Raw genomic sequence first — 19,745 nt, forward strand, 5'->3', positions numbered from 1 at the left:
GGCCATAGAGCCAAGTTCACCACTTTCGATCTCTCCGATTATGGTAAGTTTCTCTGATGCGGAATATTTAACTTTAGACATGAAAATGCTCCCCTCATAGCAACAGGTTTTTTATTATTTCACCTGTCTACTATTTGGGGAGCATATCACTTTCTCGACAGCCTGTATGTAATCAAAATTGAATACATTGTTTTTCTTTAAACTTTTTTCCATTACTTCTTAAATCTAGTATTGCACCAAACCAATAAAATGCAAAGAAAATGTAGCATTTAAAATGAATAGCTAGTATAAATTTTACTCCCCAATCCAACATTAACAGAATTTTTCACCCTCAACCAATGTGCAGAATTATTCTTCATCTCTTCTGTAATACTATTATCTTCTTCATGGAATTTATAATTATATTCCGGGTAGCAATTCTCAATAATAAAATTGAAAAATTTATACAAACAAAATAAACCATTGTTCTTGGCACGAGTATTTGTATGTTGAAAATGAATATGAGATATAGGATGAAAATCAGCTTTACTGCCCTCATAATTAGCATCATAGTCTATTCTAATTGGAGTACGAAAGGAAAAATCCGTATATTTAAAACTATCCATCTCTTCTATACTATCTAAGAATTCAAAAAGATGTAGTTCGCTAACATTTACTTCTTCAAGAAAGCCATCCGAAAAGGGACAGGGAAACCACACTAAATTATAAGATGATAATTTGGAATTAACATCAAATTCATAATGAAATCTGCCGATAGAGCAATCAGAGAATAAAAAATGATACGATCTTCTTTTAAACATAGCCAAGTATTGTGTACAACTATTAAAATATTTTGCACTCATCGGACTACGCTTATCACCTGTGGGAACTTGATTTTGATATGTGAAAATATTTTTGGTGTGTTTTTCTATTTTTTCTGGCTGTATATATTCCATTATTAAAGTATCTCGATACATATCTCTTATAGTATTGAACTGCTGGTACAGATAATCAATGGGCTCATTACTCATTTTCATTCCTCATCTTTTTTGTCTAAAAGATTTGCTAAATCTCTAAGCTGAGGAATTGAATCGATAGACACTAATCCCTTGCGAATCATTTCTATTAAATCACCTGTTGCTTTTTCTGCACTACTGATTTTCTTTTTGTCTTCTTGACTCGTGTCTCTGTTCAACAAGTTAATCGATTCAATTTCTTTTCTAGTAGGAATATTAATCTCTAAGCTGTAATCGCTTTGTACGCATTTTTCAATTTCATCTTTAATCTGGTCCATTCCAACACCTGTACCAGTTATTCTCACCCATGCCCGCGAACGTGTTATTGCAGTAAATAATGTATTACGTACACTTATAAGATCTACACTTCTAGCTCCATACTCAGCATCCACTAAATAAACCATAGGTCTTTCGTTACCTTTAGCCCTATAAATATGCGTACACGTAATACTCCCTTGTACTGTAAATGTATCTCTATCCACATTCTTTCCAGGCATTATACTGCTAATCCCAGCCATTTGTAGGTAAGAAGAAAAGTGGTCATAGTTTTTATATGAATTTAATGATTCCGGAAATATTACCAATATATCGTCTGGGTCTAATTCATCTTCCGTAATGTTCTTCTTGATCTGTTGTGCTACCCACATATACTCCTCAACTTTACTATTAAAAGCATTTGGCACAAATACAGCATCTTGTGGAGTAAGCAATCGATCAAAATATGCTGGAGTAGCCTTTGGTTGTCTTCTCAGTTTAACATAGTGATTAAACTCCAAATCACCGTCTATCTTTTCATAACCAATTTCTTTCCAGACATCTAAATCTTGAAAGAACTGAACGAGCGGTTGAAGTTCATCACGATAAACACCAAACCCCAAGGCATGCGCAATAGTCAAAGCCCATTTACTGTTTCTATAACAAATTGGTAAAATTATATCAGTTCTTGGTTTAGACAAATCATCACTATTACTAATGTCAACTAATGGTGTCTTATTTTCACCAACTCCAAACATTTCTTCTAATGAAGGCATGGAGCTTTTATTTAACGTTTGCAACTCATCATATGCATATACTATTTTTTTTTGTGGTGATTTAAATAACTTATATGTAAGCTGAAAAAAAGATGGTGGGAAATCTTGTGCTTCATCAATCAGAACGTAATCATATAAGGGGAGATTATCTATATTATTCAATTCTAAGCTTTTTAATATTTCGCCACAAATGCCGGAAAACGCATTTTGATCACCAAATACACTTACTGCTTGTTTATAGGTGTATATATCTGCTCCTATTTTTTCTGCCACTTTAGAATATAGTCCAGGTTCAGATAGAGTTCCCCAAGCATGTAGTACATGAACCTTATTAAAGTCAATGTGACCTTGACTATACTGTTGATAAAACTCCTTTATTAAACTTCTAAATTGTTGATACAAAGTTCGACTATAAAAGGTAACAACTATATCTGCATCTGGGTCCATAAAGTGCAGATATGCTGCTTTTAGTGCCAGAACTACTGTTTTACCCGAGCCAGCTAATCCCCTAATTCTCTGTGGCCTGTCAGGAATTTCATAGGCTGCAGTTCTTTGCCACATATCCATATTAGCAACCGCTAGTTCTATTTCTTTAATTTTAGCACCAAGTGAGCTTGCACTTTTTATTGATTTCCTTGGTTTTTTTGGCTTTGCTGATACAACTTTGTCTAATGCCTCATTTAGAGCCTCAAAATAATGTTCTTCGAATCCTTCTATCTCATTTTCATAATAGTCCAAAAAGTTTTGTTCAGATACATAGTCGTCGGCATAATCAGCTGGTATGGCGTCAATTGTAGGGACATAATTTATGACTTTAATTGAAACAGCCAACTCTCTTCTTTTTCTCAACCGAGAGTTTTTTTCTAACAATGATCTTAGAAGAACATACATTCTGTCTACGTTATTAATATCTTCTTCTGGAGTAGTCGATGAAAAGTTTATTGCTAGGACACCTTTTTCTTTCGTAACAATTAATGCATCTATTATAACTTTTGTATTATCAATTTCTGATAACGCAAAGCCATAATAAACTGTTCCATAATATTTTTCATTTAACCTTCCTATAAGATTTTGAAAAGAGCCGATGGCGGCTGCGTTTCTTTTCTCTCCATTTACAATATGAAGCATTTTGTCCCCTCCAAATTATACTCCGTATCAGTCATTTCAATTATAATTCACTCTTTATTAATTATATACATCTCATTAAACATTGATACACAAAACAATATGAAATGTGTTTACAAACATGCAACACTTCAATTATCGTCTCCGGCTCCGAGCGCTTGAGATTACCGCCCCGAGCGACAGGTGAAGAGGACTTGGCACCGTCGTCATCAACCCGTTGTTTTTCAGCCTATTGCTTCTATAGCCATCTATGTGATTTCCTTCTCACCTAGGCACAAGCGGAAATGAGCCATGAGTGAGGATATAGCGGCCGTTCCTGATAGTCCGTCAAGCCGAGGAAGAACTGAAGATACGGATTCCCAACGATCTTATCATTTTCGGACTGTCACATTCTTTACTAGATGATCAAAGCTCCGAGCGCCTTCCAAACCGAGATCTTCTTTGGGCAGCAGAACGATTTCATGAAGGATTTCACATACTGCTAATCCCCCCGTGCCTACGGGATCATTAAGCATGATCAAGCGATTGTCCGGATTCAGACTACTGCCAAAAGGCAAAAAAACTCGCTCGGAAGCAACAACTGGTTTTCTTCATGAGCGTAAGATGGGTACATGATCGTCATCCTCCATCTACACGGTTTTTCATCGTATTACAACTGTACTTTACATATGAATTCGACGAATAGTACCTCAAATCCTTGTAGTTACTGGATTTTTCAATCAACAAGCGCTAAGTAACTAATATAAAGCAACACAATTTTCACATCCTAGTCTCTTTATTTATAAAATAGACTCGTACTAAATATAAATAAAATCTTAATACTCGATAACCATTATTATACCCTTGCTCCGCAAGGGTTTTCATCATTTTAAGTATGGTGGAGCCTAGGGGGATCGAACCCCTGACCTCATCGCTGCCAGTGCGTATCCTAAGAATAATGTCTTCCGAGCTGATAGCACTCAATATAAAATTGCGATTATAATTTTAGTGTTTTCTCAAGCTCAAGTACATTTTTTTTAATACCATTCACTTTCATCTGTAAATAATTATTATTTCCTTTCCCGTTCATTTGATTCAAATCATCAAGATTGTATTTAATATTCAACAGAGCATCTGAAACACTGCTAAGAATATTGTAAATTAATTCATCTTTGTTTGACATTTTATCACCAACCTTTAGTCTTTTTTAGATTATTAATTATTCTTCGAGAGCAAATAAAAATACAATCAGCATCTACACTAGTAGGTCAGATGTTAGACACTAGCTGTCTACCTAACTGCAACCGCAAGCGTGGCGCCGAACCAGAAAGTACACCGCCCGCGAGCCTCCATCCACAATCTGCAGCAACTCAGTACGATGGACGCCTATTGGCTTCTTCGACGAATTTTCTATAACGGCGAACTAGCTTGCAGCGTCCTTAACCTACAATGAATGCAGATCTTTAATCTAAATTGAAAAATGAATCAATTTCGAATAACTATAATTCAACTTTTTCATAACGATAGAACATTTCATGCTCTCTGTTATATACATACCTAACTTTCTCAGTGTTTAACTCACCCTCTTCGCATAAAACATTTTGATTTGCGTCATAACTATACAAAATGATTAGCCCCTTATTCTTTAACTCTTCTTGTTCACTCGCTGAAGGAATGATCATTTTATAGAGTTGCTTTTTCTGATCTTTTAGAATCATATATCTTATTAGCATCTCAAAATAAAACATATACAAACAAAGTGGAATTAACATTACTGCAATTAATACCATTATTCCTTCAGAATAACTCAGGTTTTTAATATCCAATTGGTCTGTAAAATAGAAGAGCATACAACCCACGTAAATATAAAGACTAATTACACCATGTATAGGCACTATAATTGTAAATTAATACTCCTCTGCCTCAAGTCTATTGAATCAAACCACAACTTTTTAGTTATGGTTTGATTCAATAGACTTAAAAATTCTTTCCATTAGTCTGATTAATCAGCTTTCAAGTGAAATCGTCATTTTATTCAAAGTAGTCAATGTTGCTTAAAACTCCATATAGGATCTTCATTTGGTCTGAACAATCCTCCACTCATTTCAATTAATCGTTTAGTTCCTAACTTAGTTTGTATTTCGTTCAACCAAGAAAAATTATTGTCTAAAGCAGCAAACTCAGCATTTTGAATAAAACCTAAGTAAAACAAACAATTATTCTCGTTATTTATATAGCCTAATATTTTTTCGACATCATTAAGAAAAGGATTGTCTGAAGCTTGACTCTTATATTTAAACTCAAATATCGCTACTGGAGTCTCATCTAAATCATGCTCTTCAATTGCCACAACCGCTAAATCAACACGTTTATCTTTGTAATGATATTCTGAATATATTGCTGCATTATAAAAATCCAAAGTAGAATCTCCAATTTTATTCCTCAAATGATGGTAAAAACTAGATTGTAATGAAGCTTCTTGCCTAAGTCTACCCTTAGCATAATCAGTTGAAATATTGTGTTCCCATATTTCTTTTGAAGCACATTTAATAATCGAAGATAAATCGTTAATATTGTTCATAAGTACTCCTAATAAATCCGTTATTTCAACACGAATCATCGATTCTTAAAACCATATAGTATTTTTTTAAAATCTTCCCGAACTAATCCTCTAATTTCTTTTAAGTCAGATGCGTAATCCCTACCTACTTCAATTTCTAATTTAAAATTTTTCTCTAAGTCTGTTAACTGATTCCTTAACTCATCAATCATAAACTCAAGCTTCCTTGTGTAATCATCATGTTTTGTCTTCTTAGAATCTAACTTAATAAACGCATCGTTATTTCTTCTTATATTAGAAAATAAAGTATTCACTTCGTCATTTTTGATTTTGTATAAAGTTACTCCTACGTTTGTTTTAAATGAGATAACAAATAAAATATTGTAATTTCCTAAATAGTAATTGTATTGTATTCCGTCTTTATCTGGTGAAAATCTGTCATGAATTAATTCAGATTTGTTAAAAAGCATATCCAAGTCGTAGTAAATTTTGTACTTATTTTTATTCAGGTATGCCTGAGCTTCATTTTCATTAGCAATTCCAAGAACTCGTTGAACGTATCTTAGTTGTATATGATCAGATTGGATCATGTCTACTCCTTAAAAATGAGTCTTTTTATTTAAATTTAATAGGTTTTCCATCCTTCAACTTTACTGATTTGCGGAATGCAATAAAATTGAATCCTCTTTCCTTCTCATCTTCAGTAACAATTTCTGCGTCAATATATAATTTTCTATCCATTATTGGAGTTACTAATTTGCCACTGCCAAATGGTTCTTCTACATTAACTTCGTTTTCAACTGAGTTTAAAAATCTGTACCCTTTATCATAGAGATCATCGAATATTCTAATTAGTTCCTCATATTCTTTAGTCATAATAACACTCCTAAATATAAAATTCACACAGAAAAATTAACTCTCGACTATTGAAATGGATCTTTTATTCCTTATTCATCATCGATATTAACTTCTTTTGTTCCTCCACCAAAATTCCATCCGTTAACTTCAACAAACTCAATGAATGCATTCAGAAACTCATCATGATCATTGTCGCTTTTGAAAAAACAATTCCATTAATCTCTATACCTTTGAACAAAATCACTCCCCTCCCCCACTTAAAACTGACATTTCACCGCATTAAAATAACCATTATTGTTTTTTCAACTCACCATCTACATGTCTAACGTATTTAGTATTACGATGTGGGCAGATTACAACTATTTCAACATCCTTAAATCCTCTACCGCATTCATCACAAATGATTTTCTTTGATCTTGCTCTTGGAATGTCCTTCTTAAAAATAAGATAAACTTGTCTCAGCGATATAATAAGTGCAATTAAAACTAGAATATATACTATTCCTTCCACTTTCTATAATCCTCCTGTTTGTCTCTGATGTATATCTTGAAATTGACCTTTCAACCAAATGCATAACAACTAAAAAGATCCTATTGCAAGTGCCTTCCTATCTTTAGAACTGTCGTTATGATCAAAAACGCCCATATTGATTACACTATCAAAACTCTTAGTTATGGAAGCATTGATATCAAACTCTTTACCATTTTTTCCTGTAGCGTAAAACTTACAACTATAACTAACGCCTGCTGCATCTGAGAAAGTTACCTTCTCACAAGATAGTCTCTCTACATAAATCAAATTTGTTTCAAGTCTAGGCTCAGCACGCTCCAGTCTTGATTCGACTAAGTTAAAATAATATTTATCCGTTTGTATATTATCAATAATAGTAACAACGATTCCTGCTATGATAATCACAATTATTGTTAGACCACCAAAGAAAGCTCCCTTAAGAGTTTTCTTTTTGTCAATAGTATTTTGTACAAACCTCTTTTTTTTTTCATATCAGGTTTAGTAAGACTGTAATTACTTGGTTCACCAATTTTAAGTAAAAAAAGATTATAATCTTTCTCTACTGCAATTAGATTCGCAATTACACCCTTGTCGATAGATTTATTACCTCTCTGTGTATATTGCACCAATACAAGAAATGATTTATGTACTCTATCTACGTATCTTTCATCCTTATTCATTCTTTGATTGTCAATATCGTTATAAAAATTATTAATCAATTTTCTTACGTAGACAATGTCCCTGTAGCTTCCTAGAATGTGTACCATTGCATTGACCGCCTTCCTACTGAAGAGTTTATGAAAGATAAACCTCCTGTGATTAAAATCTCCGTTTTTAATTAATCGTCTTCCCAAACATCATCCATCAGCTTTATTATCTTTGATTCTCTTTGTTTAGTTTCAGTTTCATCAGTTATCCATTTGCCAGAGACTAATAAAACTACATCTCCGACTTTAATATCTGATGAAACATCATTCTTGTTAATATCCTGTGTTTGACCATCAATCTCAATTACAACTACATTGCCTTCAATCCTGTCAACAATACCCTTCATCGACTTATCCCTCCTTACAATTATTTATTCGCAAGCTACCCCATCGCCATCTCGATCTAGTTTAGTACTATAACCAGCATCTCCCTTGTGTATAGGAGCTGCCCCTGCTGCTTTCACCGCTGCACAATTAGCATAGACTACATTCTCTTGCTTTGGTTTCTCTGATGGTTTAGGTGTAGCTTTAGGTGTCTGCGTGGTAGTTGGATTAGTAGTAATTGAATTGGCTTTCCATTCGTTTTGTGATGTCGTAATTTTCTTACCATCAGTTGTGAAAACAATCGTACCTTGTTTATCATTTCGATATATTTTTACTTTCTTATCAGTAAGTCGTTTAAGAATATCACTAGTTGGATGACCGTAGCTGTTCTTACCCACTTGAATTACAGCATGTTTAGGATTCACCGCATTCAAGAACTTTTGGGATGTTGACGAAATAGAACCATGATGACCAACTAGTAAAACATCCGACTTGATATCCACTTTGGACTTTAGGATGTCATTCTCACTTTTTGATTCGGCATCACCCATAAGCAAAAATGAAGTGCTACCGTATGTAAGTTTGATTACCGCACTCATCTCATTAGCGTCATCGTAAGTGCTAACAGGCGCTATCATCTTAACAGTTGCATCCTTTTCCCAATCAAGAATCAAACCAGCTTTAGCAGTTGTAACTTTGAGACTCTTCTTCTTAATTGCAGACAAAACGTCTTCATACGTTTTGGTAGTCGATACTACTTTAGGCATATAGATTTTACCGATTTCAAAGTTTGAAATCACAGCATCTAATCCACCAACATGGTCTGCATCAGGATGTGTCCCTACTAAAATATCTATCTTCTTTATCTTCTGCTTCTTAATATATTCAACAATCGTCTTCTCCTCACTGTTATTGCCAGCATCGATAAGAATCGTTTTACCTGTTGAACCAACAATCAACTGAGATGCTCCTTGACCAACATCGATAAAGTGCACTTTAAGCGTTTTGGCTGGAGTTGCTGCGTAAACTGGTATTGCCGATAATATGAAAACAAACATTAATGTGAGTGATAAAAAACGTTTCATTACTGATACCCCCAGTTCTTTGAAAAACACATTTATTATCTATAAAATCAGACATTTATACCATCTCGATAATATTCTCATCTGGAATAGTCAATAGCTCTTTGATAATGTTTAATTGCTTTTCACTAAAATAATGCTGTCCACGTTCAAACATACTTACATACGAACTAGTAATGCCCATACTATCAGATATATCTGACTGCTTTAATCCACTTGATTTTCTAATTTGTTTTAGGTTTTTAATTGTGTATTTTTTCTGTTTAACAGTTTCATTCTGCTCTTTTTCTTCCCTACGATGCTTTGCAGCGTTGATTTTGTTTAGCAATTCTTGGTTTTCTCTTTCCTGCGCTGAAATAACTTCTCTCAATTTGACAATCTCCAACTTTAACTCTTCGTAATTCTCATCCTTGTTTTTCAACTTGTTGCCCTCATCATCGACAAATACAACAATGTCCTCTACTGGTACTCCCATTAGAGCACATAAGCGATCCAAAGTTTCAAACTGGATTGGTTCATCCTTATTTATCTTGGCAGTCGTAGTAGATGAAAAACCGCCTTCAATAATCAAGTCTACTATTTTAATATTTCTATAAGCCAACAATCTCCTAAATGGTTCGAAAGAAAGCATTATCTCATCACTCCTATTTTATAAATTTTTAGCATATTTACATATGTAAATCAATAACTTATTAGTTTTATTTTAGTTGTGCCATTGTTCTCATTTAATATGAACATACTTTTTCTATTTATGGATATGCCATGCTATACTCATCTCATCGCTAGTCCCCTCCATCAGAGTTAGCATACACACACTCGAACAATGGGAAGAAGCGGTTAACCATTAACACTCGATGGAGAAAGAGTAGTTTTAAAGCGAAGGGGTTACGGATGGAAGAGGTTGATGCGTCTATCTGCTGTGATGCAGAAGATAACCAATCGAAGTTATGACGACCAAACAGCATGGATTAGTTCCATGCCATCTGTCGCTATCGTATTTTACAGGTTGGAGTTTACTCTTCGAACTAGTAAGATATAAATAACTAATTTCTTCTCTGCTCTCTCCACTTTCAAACGCTTTCTTGACCTTAAAACACTATCTTCTAATTTAAGAACGGAACTCTTCAAGATAGGATCTTCTTTTTTCTTCGGTTCAATTGGTTTTCGTGAAGTTTGGGGTTTATCAATTCTATCTATTCGCTTGAAATATTCTTTTTTTAAAGAAAAATATCCTTCTTCAATCCGATTTAATAGATTGTTTAATTCAATGCTCACCACATTATCTTGAACTATATCATATAATTCGTCCCATCTATCTTGCAATGCAAGCATATAGGTCTGCATTGTTTGTCTATCTGAAGAAACATGAAAAATAGCTTTTGTTTTTTCAATATAACTACAAATTCATTTGCAGCTTTGATTAAGTGAGGGTTATCGTGATGTTGGTTTTTCTGTGCATTTACTAAATCTTTAAAAATGGCATTAATCACGCTTTCCCATGACATAAACAACACTCTCTTCGAATTAGAGTAGTTACAGTTAAATTGATTAAAACATGTCTTTTATTAATTAAGTATGGCATCAATAGCAACTAAAATTGAGATTTTTTTACCATTGTCAAGTACTTTTTCAATGATTACACTTGCTCCATCATCATTAATCTTAACAACCTTACCTTGTTGCAATCTGCCACTGTTATGAAATTCAACTATTTCATTTAACATATGTTTCAACTCCTCCTTATTATGATTTTCCTTATGAATTAACCCTTTTATTGCTTCTGAAGAATAAATAACTCATACAAATAAGTCTATATTATTTGGCAATTTTACTGGTGAATTTATCACTTAAGCATGCTTGAACTGCTTCCTTATTAGCTTGAGTATTACTGTCTTTTCCCTTTTTACAAGTGTTTAATATCTCCATTGACTCAATAAAATTTAACTTTTCGGGTTGAACCCAATCATCAGAAAATACCCATTCATTGTCTTGGTTCCCCCATTGGACACCATAGTATTTTACTGGTATTTCTGGTTTTTGGACTATCTCCTCTTTTACAGATGCTTTTGGTGTTTCTATTGGTTTAGATGCTTCAGGTTTTTTAGTAACTTCTTGTTTTACAGAATTAGAATTATCGACTTTTTGAACAGTCTCCTGTTTCTCAGGTGTTATAGATGTTGTCTCGCATCCTGTATTAAAGACAATTGCTAAAATCCCAATGACTCCTACATAAATAAACTTATTTAATTTCAAATATTTCACCTCCTATATTTAAAGGCTATTTAGTTCAGGCAGTATAAAATATCATTTTTCAGTGCCATTTCTATCTTCTACTCACTTTCAATTGTGTCGTAATATTTTCTTGCTCTATCAATTAACTCTTCATTCATTACATCAATTTTGATATTTGTATACGGATCACAATTGAAGTCAGTAGCATCCATTCTTACTTCGAATTAAATGTAAAAAGAGCAGACAAGGTATAAAACTAATAACCATTTTAGATGTTTAGAATATTCAATTAGTACTACTGGAAGATAGTGAGTACCTATGTAGTATATAATAATGAGGAGAATTACTGTTACCGACGCTGACTTTAACGTGGAAAAAAATCATACTTCCTATTTTCCGAAATACTTTTTAGACTCATATAATCCTCTTTGCAGTATTGATATAATCTATATCATTTATCTTCGAAATAGTTTTTTTAAGGTTATCTTAAAATTCTTTACGACCTTACTTTCTCTTCTGTTTTTCTTCATAACCATTTCTTTAAACATCATCATTATAGCAAAGACAGTAGTTGTCATACCTAGTAACAACAAGCCATAATAAATGTTCCACCATTTGGGTACCCATTCTAGGGGTACAATTAAATGAGCAATTGTAAAATAAAGAATAACCGCACTAATCCAAAACAAAAATACAGATAGATGATATACGATTCTAAATAGACTTCCTAAAACTACAAAGATAGGATTATTAAATGTATCACTTACAAACTGTTTATGATTTTCATAGATAATGTCATGTGCATCCCAATATTCATTTTCGATCATCACAAATAAACCTTTTATTTGATCCATTAATTCTTTCTCGTTTGACCTGTTGTTTTCATTCTTATACTTTTTGTAAATAACTCTTAACTTATAAAAGTACTCCAATAAGATCGTCGAAGCGATAAATCGAATCTTGGAATCCTTACTCGAGTACTCATCCATAAAAGATTCTATTTGCTCTAATTTCTTCGTTTTTCCTTCTGTTTCCATAATTAAAAGTAGTTGTTCAAACATTGAAGAATAGACCTCATTATAGCTGTTAGTCAATTCTTTGAGGAATGCTTCTCTTTTTTTAGATGTGTGATTAAATTGATATCCAATATATGCTGTTATTAATGCAATGATAATAACCGAAAGATCAATTCCTAGAACTTTCATATCTTTCGCCCGCTCCCTCCCCTGTACGCAACATTAAGCTTAAACAACACTTACATCTAGAACCTCAACGTTTGCATTTTGTAATAGCTGATATAGCGTTGAAATGCCATGGTTAGACTGAGCCCTTATTTGAACATCACCGAAACGCGATGTTTCTCTCGAAGCACTAAAGGTAAAGAAGCATTGTTTCTTCGCTCTCGATAAGGCAACAAAAAATGCGCACATATCCTCAAGTTTCTGAGTGTTAAAGCTCCAAAACGCATCGTCCTCTAATCCTAAAAAGATAACCGTATCATACTCTAGCCCTTTACTCTTATGAATTGTCATGACAGGTATGCTAAACAAACCTAACAAATCCGAAATACTACTACTCCAATCTAAATGTTTCAAATATGCAACAGTTAATTTTTCAACTGCTTCCATTGTTGCTCGTTTAAAGTAAGTGCCATTTGCATACTTTGGAAATAACCGAAATATTCTTTCTAGTCCTACAAAATTGAAGATTCCCTTTACAATCTCGCCGACACCTTGTTTGCAAAGGTCTTCGTCATTCGGTAGTTGTTGTAACTCTATTTTTAAATGTAGAATGTGATCATTCAGGTTAGATTCCATGTTTAGTATCTTATTGTGATCATGTTCCATGTCATAACCATTCACAAACGTTAATACTTCTGATACTCTAACCCAAGAATCATGAGTCTTCTCTCCTGTAGCTAATCTTATAAAATCAATGATAAGCTGAACACACTCTTCCGCTATTAAATCCTGATATTCTTTCTCTATTCGTGCGTGTATTCCTAGCCGCTCTAACTCATTAATTACAGCGTGGCCATAAATCTGTTCCTGTTGTTTTACAAGGATACAAATATCGCGGGGAGAAATATTCTCTTGATGAATTCTGCTTGCTATGCTTGTAGCAACAAAAGTTGCTTCATCTAAATAAGTCTGGAAATTCCAAACCTGACACAATCCTTCTTGATCACTATTCCGACTAGATACTCTGGCATCTGTTGCATTTTGATTTATTATTTTGGCTAAGACATTTTGAATTTCGATGAGTCTCGGGGCAGACCTATGGTTCTGTGTTAACTCAATTTGCCCTGCACTAAAGTCACGCTTAAACTGTTCAAAAGAATCTGATAACGCTCCTGCCCAACCCATAATTCGTTGTTTATCATCTCCTACGCTTGTCAGTGTTGTGGAAGTTCCTAAAAAAATTGTCTTTACTAATTCGTATTGTAGATAGGTCGTATCTTGGAACTCATCTAGAAAAACATGACTATATGTTTGTTGAAGTGCCCTCTTTATCATCGGGTTAACTTTTAATAAATAATCAGCAAGTTTGGAAATCATGGGAAACGTCAATGTACTTTGTAGCTTCCCTGTCCCATGCACTAAAATGTCCCAGAGTCTTACTAAAACCCAAGTATAGATGTCTTGTTCGTCTTCAAATATAGGTAAATTTTCTTCAGACAAACGTTTATACAAGATATTAAAATTAATTTCGTATTGCCAATTAGGTTGGTTAGGATGTCTCTCCTTAATATAGCCAGTTGCAATATCGCGTATTTCTCTAGAAGTGAATACCAAACTGTATTCCTTTTCCGGTCGATACGTTTCTGGTATGCCCAATCTGAAACGATCTAGCAACTGTTTTGCAAATGAATCAAACGTTCTCGATTCAAAACGTGCTGCTAGTTCCTTACTACACCTTAATTCAACCCTTTTCTTTAGGTTTTTTGCAGCGTCCGTTTTAAAGCTGATCGCTAATATTTTTTGAGGCGAAGGACATAGATTAGTTTGCAAAAGAAAACAAGCACGTTGTGCAAGTAATTCCGTTTTACCTGCACCAGGACCTGCTAAAATAAGATTATTCCTCTCATTTCTTACGGCTATTTCTGCAGCAGGTTCTAATGTAAACCCATCTGCCGGAGTCCAGTCTTCAGGTTTAATATATGACATATTTTCATGCATTCCTTTCAAGTATTTCTTTCGCCCGCTTCACAATGCTTTTAAAAACCTCCGGCATATCTGTTAGCAAGTTTTCATCAGTTATTTTTATTAAAGCCTCAATATGTGTACTTGGTTTACTTCTGCCGAGAAATAGAGTGTTGTACCAAACCATTAGTTCATGTTGTTCTGGCGTATAGGTATAACCTGTTGCATTTTCATTTTTTAAGGCAGACACAATTCCTCCCTTAATCTTCTTAGCATAACTCTGCGGATTCTTAACCTTATCTGGAATACTCGGACCTCTCGGCACTGTTTCTTTATATGCTTTTGGAAATGTTTCCAACATTAGAAAATCTAAATCCATAGGGGAAGAAAAGAAAACATTATAGTTATCTTCCATTAGTCTTCCTAACCAAAGATCGTTCATTGATACTAACCAATCGGGTTCCATAGAATACTCATCGAATTCTTCAAGATCATCATCAGTTAGAATTTCTTCTCTGTTTCCATACCATACTTTTAATAATTCATCACGATTTCGACCATTAATGATTAACTGCTTGATTGCATATTTAATACGGCTCCAGCCCCCACCACCGCGTTCCCGATCTAAGTCCAATAACGTAATATGAGGAATATCCAACTCGTTCAGTAGCTTCCACATATGATTAACGTGTCTGCCACCTAAGGGAACAATCGATATGCCATAATCATCAGCATAAATATTGTTAACTTCCAAGACTCTTGGAATTACAATTTCTTCAGAATCACCTTCGCCTAAAATGACTAACCTTGAAAAATAGATTTCAGGGTAGGCTCTGACAGCTTCTTTAATATACGTGTATGCTTCTGATTTCTTATCGGGTAGAATAACTTTCTTCACAATTGTTGTATAGCTATTTGGGTCAATTCTCAAATGAGCTAAATTCTCTGGATCTACACGTTTGATAATTGAAGCACTATGTGATGTCAACACAACTTGTGCGTTACTCTTATTTGAAATATTCTTTAAATTATCCATTACTCTGCCTAATAAATGTGGCGATATATGATTCTCTGGCTCTTCTACAGCAAGGAGAGTTAAAGAAGCATTTGATTTCCCTGTAATTTTGACTTCCGCTTCAAGGAGTGATGACACCAGAGATAAGTAGAATAAAGATCTTAGACCATCACCCAACTTATCGACACTATATTCCCCTAAGTCATGGGTGGGAGAAAATGATACTTCAATTTTTTTTAAAATTGAAGCTAGTGTTGAGCTGCTAAACTGTAATTTAGCATCTTGATATCGAGTGTCCTTGTGATACTTCTTCCACTCCTCACTAATAACACTTCTAATCTGAGAAACCCCATTAATTCCATTGAATAGTTCATTTACTGGCTCCATTTTTGTCTTTATAGTTTCGTCAATGTCATCCGGCCAAGAAATATTATTTAAAATCCTCCACAGTATTGTTCCAGAGGCATTACGTAATTGTGTTGAGGGCTCCCTTACTGCAGGTACGTATAAGACTTGTATTGCAGAACGCTGATGCGGTGTGACCGGTACAAGATCCTCATCAGTCTCTGAGATTCCTTCTGCTACAGTTACAAAATACAACTTTTGTTCAATCTCCCCTTCTGGAGTGTTATCAGCAGTCCATGTTCCTACTAATCTTACACGTAAATATGGTGCTTCAGCAGTCGAACGTACTACAAGTTGATTAAAGAATGGTGGAATACTAGTTCTGCTTTGCTCATCCGCAGAACTATCAGCCAATTCAGGAAAATCAACTCGGGCTTCAATTGATAATTCAAGCTCTTTTATAGATTCAACTGTTGATTGCTTAGGAATATGGAAATCTGACTTTTCCAGTGTTCGATCATGTGAAGATACTCCAAAAAGCTTAACTAACCCATGTATTAGTGCAGTCTTACCCGAGGAATTCTCCCCTACAAAACCAGAAAGTTTGTTTAAATAAATAGTTCTTCCATCGTAACCAAAACTCCTAAAATTCTTTAAACATAATTTTGATATTTCCATGATGAGTTCCTCCTAAACAATATCTGTGCCTTCAAATTATTATTATAAAAACCAAACTACTCTACTAGATTCATAAGACTATTTAACTAGTTTCGACATTTTCCTTCTTATTCCTTTTATGTAATCTTAGTATATAAATTCTTATTGGTTCATTAGAATTAAAAAAATGTAGCCACTTCGATACGAAGTTGGATACATTTCATCTTTTAGTATTGTTATGGAGGAAACCCAGATGGATAAAATGGTGCCCTTTAGCAATGAGGAAATTTCAACGGCGAATCGCATCAGCTTAATCTACTTATCCTAGTCTCATGGCTATATACTCGAAAATGGTGGTCGCCGCGCTCTTCATTAAAAACAACGCGGCGGCCTTTACTTTTATAAGGACAACAACAAATACTACCATTTTTCAACAGATTCTAGCTGCGGTCCTATTGACTTTGTCATGCAGTTCTTGAATATGGAGTTTAGAGAAGCCGTCTCTTTCTCTTGCAATGTGAATCACCTCAGTCCCCCCCTCTCTTCAGACCCTCAAAGAACGCGGGCAACTCATTCTTCCAGACAAAACACCTAACTTTAGGCGAGTTGCTTCTTATCTCATTCATGTTCGAGGAATCGATCCAGAAATTGTATCTTTCATGATGCACGAAAAAAAATTATACCAGCAAGATAAAAATGATAATTGTGTCTTTGTTGGGTATGATGAGAACCAAACCCCAAATGTGAGAAGTACTATTTACATAAATACCAAACTTATGAGCAGCTAAAAAACGACATTGATATGTATATCTATTTTTACAATTACGAACGATTACAGAAAAAGCTAAAAGGCCTCAGCCCCATGGAATTCAGGGCTAAGGCCGCTTCATAGATCTTTATTTTTTGTACTGTCTACTTGATGGGGAGCAGTTCAATTTCATACTCAATATCACGCTTTTTCTTTAAGGGAACTAGTTTATGCTTCCTATTAAATTCTATCAATGGATCACAGTCTCCAAACAGACGTTAATATATCGGTATGCTGTTTTGAGCTTTTTCCATTAAGCGGTATATTCTTCTTTTCCACTTTCGAATTTCCATGAGTCTAGATAGTACCGTTAACCATCCTGTTACTCAATAGTTAAAGCTGTAGAATGAAAACCAACTCTCTCTAGAGTATTATTATTTTTTTTAACAGCACTCACTAATTCATTAGTAACTGCCGTCTTCATCAAATGCTATTAACTAATAATTTGCCCTGCCTTCTACATTTATTCTGAGAACTAATTTACTTTCATACTAGAAGAGTTCCGAAAATCATAATTTTATTCGAGAGGAATTGAACTTTAAATCAAAATGGTTTCGTTGGTTTTCTTTGAAATTTAATTCTATTAAAGTTAATTTCATCATCCAAACCGTAGATCTTAACTCATAGGTCACTTAACGAACAAAAAAATAGCCACCTGTAAGAGTGGCTCGCACAAAAAAAGTGTGCAAAAGTATAGATAGGAGTGAAGAGTCCTAGTCCAATACTGTAGCTTTTGAACGTATTCTCTTGTTTTTATTCATATTAACTCTTGATTGCCTTTTATCTTGTTTTACTCCTTTCTGACCAAACGTTTTAGTCTTTTTTCTCTATTTGATTAGATACATACTGCTATATTTCATAATGTGAGCAGCGACAAATACTTCAATAATCATTCCAGATGAATTATTATTCCTTTTACTGATTTAACTTATGAAAAAATATTTATAATAATGAATATTGATCTTTAATAAGCATACAACAGTAAGTATTAAAGTACTCAGCATGAATTTCTAATGAATTTTTTTGATAATCTGAATAAGTAGAATACTCACTAACATAACTCAAAATCCCTATAAATAAAATAGTATGATCGAAATAGAAAGAATGATATACAGATGTTTTCTCACTTTTCAAAATATTATTAATGACTTTATAAAGGTTAAATTGCTCTTCATTTAGATTAAACCAATCTTTACTTAATATTCTTTTTGTTTTAAAATCATAAGTTTCAACATCAGTTACATGACCTATTACTGGTTCTTGTAATTCATCAGACAAAGCTTTTACCATTCTTCCAATAAAGTTGCTCAAAATATCACATGTGCGTATCCCTTCATTCTCTTCTGATTTACAGCTGGTTACACTTTTGAATTTTTGATCTTTAGTCGCCATTTCCAATGTATTTACTTCATTATCTATAAATAAATCAATTTGTTTAGGAATAATTGAATGTTCTATGATATATGTATCAAATAGATTAAAAATATTGTTATAATCCCATTCGTAAGAATAAGAAATATTTAGTTCATCTTTAACTCCATTTAGGATAGTAATTAAATCGTTTAAAGCAGCTCTTTCAAGTCTCTTCTTTGTAGAATCTGAACTAGATTCAAAAATAAGTTTGAGGTTTTTGATGAATTCATTCATAAGAATTTTACTATTTAGTTTCCCCCGTTCCTCAAATATTCGAATTAATATATCATTAAACCTATAATTATTCAGAAATTTTGTAACTGAATATAAAAATTCTTTCTTCTTAACTACATAAGGAAGTTTAACATTTTGAAATATCGTCCAAATAACTTGTGCAGTTTTACTAATAACATTTACTTGGATGTATACACTTTCTGTATATATCGAAAAGTAATCTTTGTAAAAAGTTAATGTATCTTTGTTAAAAGAAGATACCCCGTGTTTGAAATTTCTTTTTCCTATAACTGTTGCCTTTAACTCTTGTTCATATTCTAATCCAAAACTTTTCTTATGTTTTGTTTCAAATCTTGAGAACTTATTATTTAATCCATCAATTACAGCATTATCCCCACCGACGAAAACAGCAACGAAGGAGTCACTTGCATCTACTTTATATATATTAACTTCTTTACCCTTTAAGGTTATTTTTCTGTCATGGAAAGACTCATCATAATAAAATCTTACTAATCTCATTAATGAAACTCCCTTCAGCTTGCCAAGTAAGATGAGATGCATTTTGAAAGAAACCATGTTCTTTTCGTCAAGCTTATTAATAGATGAATCATCGGGATCAACCTCTTTTAAAAGCTAAAAAAACTGCGCGGCATCTCTTATGATTTCCTTATTCAAAATCATATCCTGATATTCAATCATTTCATATTTCCCTTCGACGACCGAATTC

General features: G+C 33.7%; 20 protein-coding genes and 1 pseudogene. 2 read left to right on the forward strand and 19 right to left on the reverse strand.

Annotated elements, in window-relative coordinates:
- Positions 1-269: 269 nt before the first annotated feature.
- The 18 genes from AC1DOV_RS33145 to AC1DOV_RS33230 form a co-directional block, all read right to left on the reverse strand.
- Positions 270-1,010, reverse strand: coding sequence for a DUF2290 domain-containing protein (locus AC1DOV_RS33145; RefSeq protein WP_441887149.1), 741 nt, complete (start codon positions 1,008-1,010; stop codon positions 270-272).
- A 2-nt stretch (positions 1,011-1,012) separates the two neighbouring features.
- A complete protein-coding gene (locus AC1DOV_RS33150) occupies positions 1,013-3,154 on the reverse strand; it encodes a DEAD/DEAH box helicase (protein ID WP_441887151.1) in 2,142 nt (713 codons plus the stop codon).
- 973 nt (positions 3,155-4,127) lie between these two features.
- On the reverse strand, positions 4,128-4,313 hold the full coding sequence (locus AC1DOV_RS33155) for a hypothetical protein (RefSeq protein ID WP_441887153.1): 186 nt from the start codon (positions 4,311-4,313) through the stop codon (positions 4,128-4,130).
- Between the two features lie 861 nt (positions 4,314-5,174).
- Complete coding sequence (locus tag AC1DOV_RS33160; protein ID WP_477552016.1) at positions 5,175-5,711, reverse strand: hypothetical protein; 537 nt, start codon at positions 5,709-5,711, stop codon at positions 5,175-5,177.
- Positions 5,712-5,746: 35 nt separating this feature from the next.
- Positions 5,747-6,280: a hypothetical protein gene (locus tag AC1DOV_RS33165; protein WP_441886992.1), complete on the reverse strand. Its 534-nt coding sequence runs from the start codon at positions 6,278-6,280 to the stop codon at positions 5,747-5,749.
- 25 nt (positions 6,281-6,305) lie between these two features.
- Positions 6,306-6,566, reverse strand: a complete 261-nt coding sequence (locus AC1DOV_RS33170) for a hypothetical protein (RefSeq protein ID WP_441886990.1) — start codon at positions 6,564-6,566, stop codon at positions 6,306-6,308.
- Between the two features lie 273 nt (positions 6,567-6,839).
- Entirely contained in the window at positions 6,840-7,058 is a 219-nt protein-coding gene (locus AC1DOV_RS33175; protein WP_441886988.1) for a hypothetical protein, read from the reverse strand.
- A gap of 69 nt (positions 7,059-7,127) precedes the next feature.
- A complete protein-coding gene (locus AC1DOV_RS33180; RefSeq protein ID WP_441886986.1) occupies positions 7,128-7,463 on the reverse strand; it encodes a hypothetical protein in 336 nt (111 codons plus the stop codon).
- An 8-nt stretch (positions 7,464-7,471) separates the two neighbouring features.
- Entirely contained in the window at positions 7,472-7,825 is a 354-nt protein-coding gene (locus AC1DOV_RS33185) for a hypothetical protein (RefSeq protein WP_441886984.1), read from the reverse strand.
- A 71-nt stretch (positions 7,826-7,896) separates the two neighbouring features.
- On the reverse strand, positions 7,897-8,112 hold the full coding sequence (locus AC1DOV_RS33190) for a DUF3006 domain-containing protein (protein WP_441886982.1): 216 nt from the start codon (positions 8,110-8,112) through the stop codon (positions 7,897-7,899).
- Between the two features lie 24 nt (positions 8,113-8,136).
- Positions 8,137-9,174 carry an MBL fold metallo-hydrolase gene (locus AC1DOV_RS33195; protein WP_441886980.1) on the reverse strand — a complete coding sequence of 346 codons (1,038 nt, stop codon included), beginning with the start codon at positions 9,172-9,174 and terminating at the stop codon, positions 8,137-8,139.
- A 55-nt stretch (positions 9,175-9,229) separates the two neighbouring features.
- The gene (locus AC1DOV_RS33200) at positions 9,230-9,802 is read right to left on the reverse strand and encodes a helix-turn-helix domain-containing protein (RefSeq protein ID WP_441886978.1); all 573 of its coding nucleotides are present in this window, start codon (positions 9,800-9,802) and stop codon (positions 9,230-9,232) included.
- Positions 9,803-10,170: 368 nt separating this feature from the next.
- Positions 10,171-10,515 carry a hypothetical protein gene (locus AC1DOV_RS33205; protein ID WP_477552017.1) on the reverse strand — a complete coding sequence of 115 codons (345 nt, stop codon included), beginning with the start codon at positions 10,513-10,515 and terminating at the stop codon, positions 10,171-10,173.
- A gap of 221 nt (positions 10,516-10,736) precedes the next feature.
- Entirely contained in the window at positions 10,737-10,895 is a 159-nt protein-coding gene (locus tag AC1DOV_RS33210) for a hypothetical protein (RefSeq protein ID WP_441886974.1), read from the reverse strand.
- Between the two features lie 91 nt (positions 10,896-10,986).
- On the reverse strand, positions 10,987-11,424 hold the full coding sequence (locus tag AC1DOV_RS33215) for a hypothetical protein (RefSeq protein WP_441886972.1): 438 nt from the start codon (positions 11,422-11,424) through the stop codon (positions 10,987-10,989).
- 434 nt (positions 11,425-11,858) lie between these two features.
- The gene (locus AC1DOV_RS33220) at positions 11,859-12,608 is read right to left on the reverse strand and encodes a hypothetical protein (RefSeq protein WP_441886970.1); all 750 of its coding nucleotides are present in this window, start codon (positions 12,606-12,608) and stop codon (positions 11,859-11,861) included.
- Between the two features lie 39 nt (positions 12,609-12,647).
- Complete coding sequence (locus tag AC1DOV_RS33225) at positions 12,648-14,582, reverse strand: UvrD-helicase domain-containing protein (protein ID WP_441886996.1); 1,935 nt, start codon at positions 14,580-14,582, stop codon at positions 12,648-12,650.
- On the reverse strand, positions 14,575-16,584 hold the full coding sequence (locus tag AC1DOV_RS33230) for an ATP-dependent nuclease (RefSeq protein WP_441886968.1): 2,010 nt from the start codon (positions 16,582-16,584) through the stop codon (positions 14,575-14,577). The genes AC1DOV_RS33225 and AC1DOV_RS33230 overlap by 8 nt, the downstream gene beginning before the upstream one ends.
- A gap of 599 nt (positions 16,585-17,183) precedes the next feature.
- On the opposite strand from AC1DOV_RS33230, the gene AC1DOV_RS33235 reads away from it, so the two are divergent.
- A complete protein-coding gene (locus AC1DOV_RS33235) occupies positions 17,184-17,351 on the forward strand; it encodes a DUF3991 domain-containing protein (RefSeq protein ID WP_477552022.1) in 168 nt (55 codons plus the stop codon).
- Positions 17,315-17,455: pseudogene (locus AC1DOV_RS33240) on the forward strand (IS3 family transposase); the annotation flags it as partial. The gene AC1DOV_RS33235 and the pseudogene AC1DOV_RS33240, both read left to right, overlap by 37 nt.
- Before the next feature lie 858 nt (positions 17,456-18,313).
- Here the strand turns inward: AC1DOV_RS33240 and AC1DOV_RS33245 are convergent.
- Positions 18,314-19,537: a hypothetical protein gene (locus AC1DOV_RS33245; protein WP_441886966.1), complete on the reverse strand. Its 1,224-nt coding sequence runs from the start codon at positions 19,535-19,537 to the stop codon at positions 18,314-18,316.
- Positions 19,538-19,745: the final 208 nt, after the last annotated feature.

The sequence above is a fragment of the Paenibacillus sp. 01T47 genome (assembly GCF_056398245.1).

Coding starts and splice junctions, on each gene's coding strand:
- AC1DOV_RS33145 (WP_441887149.1), bottom strand. CDS start 1,010: ATGAGTAATGAGCCCATTGATTATCTGTACCAGCAGTTCAATACTATA.
- AC1DOV_RS33150 (WP_441887151.1), bottom strand. CDS start 3,154: ATGCTTCATATTGTAAATGGAGAGAAAAGAAACGCAGCCGCCATCGGC.
- AC1DOV_RS33155 (WP_441887153.1), bottom strand. CDS start 4,313: ATGTCAAACAAAGATGAATTAATTTACAATATTCTTAGCAGTGTTTCA.
- AC1DOV_RS33160 (WP_477552016.1), bottom strand. CDS start 5,711: ATGAACAATATTAACGATTTATCTTCGATTATTAAATGTGCTTCAAAA.
- AC1DOV_RS33165 (WP_441886992.1), bottom strand. CDS start 6,280: ATGATCCAATCTGATCATATACAACTAAGATACGTTCAACGAGTTCTT.
- AC1DOV_RS33170 (WP_441886990.1), bottom strand. CDS start 6,566: ATGACTAAAGAATATGAGGAACTAATTAGAATATTCGATGATCTCTAT.
- AC1DOV_RS33185 (WP_441886984.1), bottom strand. CDS start 7,825: ATGGTACACATTCTAGGAAGCTACAGGGACATTGTCTACGTAAGAAAA.
- AC1DOV_RS33190 (WP_441886982.1), bottom strand. CDS start 8,112: ATGAAGGGTATTGTTGACAGGATTGAAGGCAATGTAGTTGTAATTGAG.
- AC1DOV_RS33195 (WP_441886980.1), bottom strand. CDS start 9,174: ATGAAACGTTTTTTATCACTCACATTAATGTTTGTTTTCATATTATCG.
- AC1DOV_RS33200 (WP_441886978.1), bottom strand. CDS start 9,802: ATGCTTTCTTTCGAACCATTTAGGAGATTGTTGGCTTATAGAAATATT.
- AC1DOV_RS33205 (WP_477552017.1), bottom strand. CDS start 10,515: ATGCAGACCTATATGCTTGCATTGCAAGATAGATGGGACGAATTATAT.
- AC1DOV_RS33210 (WP_441886974.1), bottom strand. CDS start 10,895: ATGTTAAATGAAATAGTTGAATTTCATAACAGTGGCAGATTGCAACAA.
- AC1DOV_RS33220 (WP_441886970.1), bottom strand. CDS start 12,608: ATGAAAGTTCTAGGAATTGATCTTTCGGTTATTATCATTGCATTAATA.
- AC1DOV_RS33225 (WP_441886996.1), bottom strand. CDS start 14,582: ATGCATGAAAATATGTCATATATTAAACCTGAAGACTGGACTCCGGCA.
- AC1DOV_RS33230 (WP_441886968.1), bottom strand. CDS start 16,584: ATGGAAATATCAAAATTATGTTTAAAGAATTTTAGGAGTTTTGGTTAC.
- AC1DOV_RS33245 (WP_441886966.1), bottom strand. CDS start 19,537: ATGAGATTAGTAAGATTTTATTATGATGAGTCTTTCCATGACAGAAAA.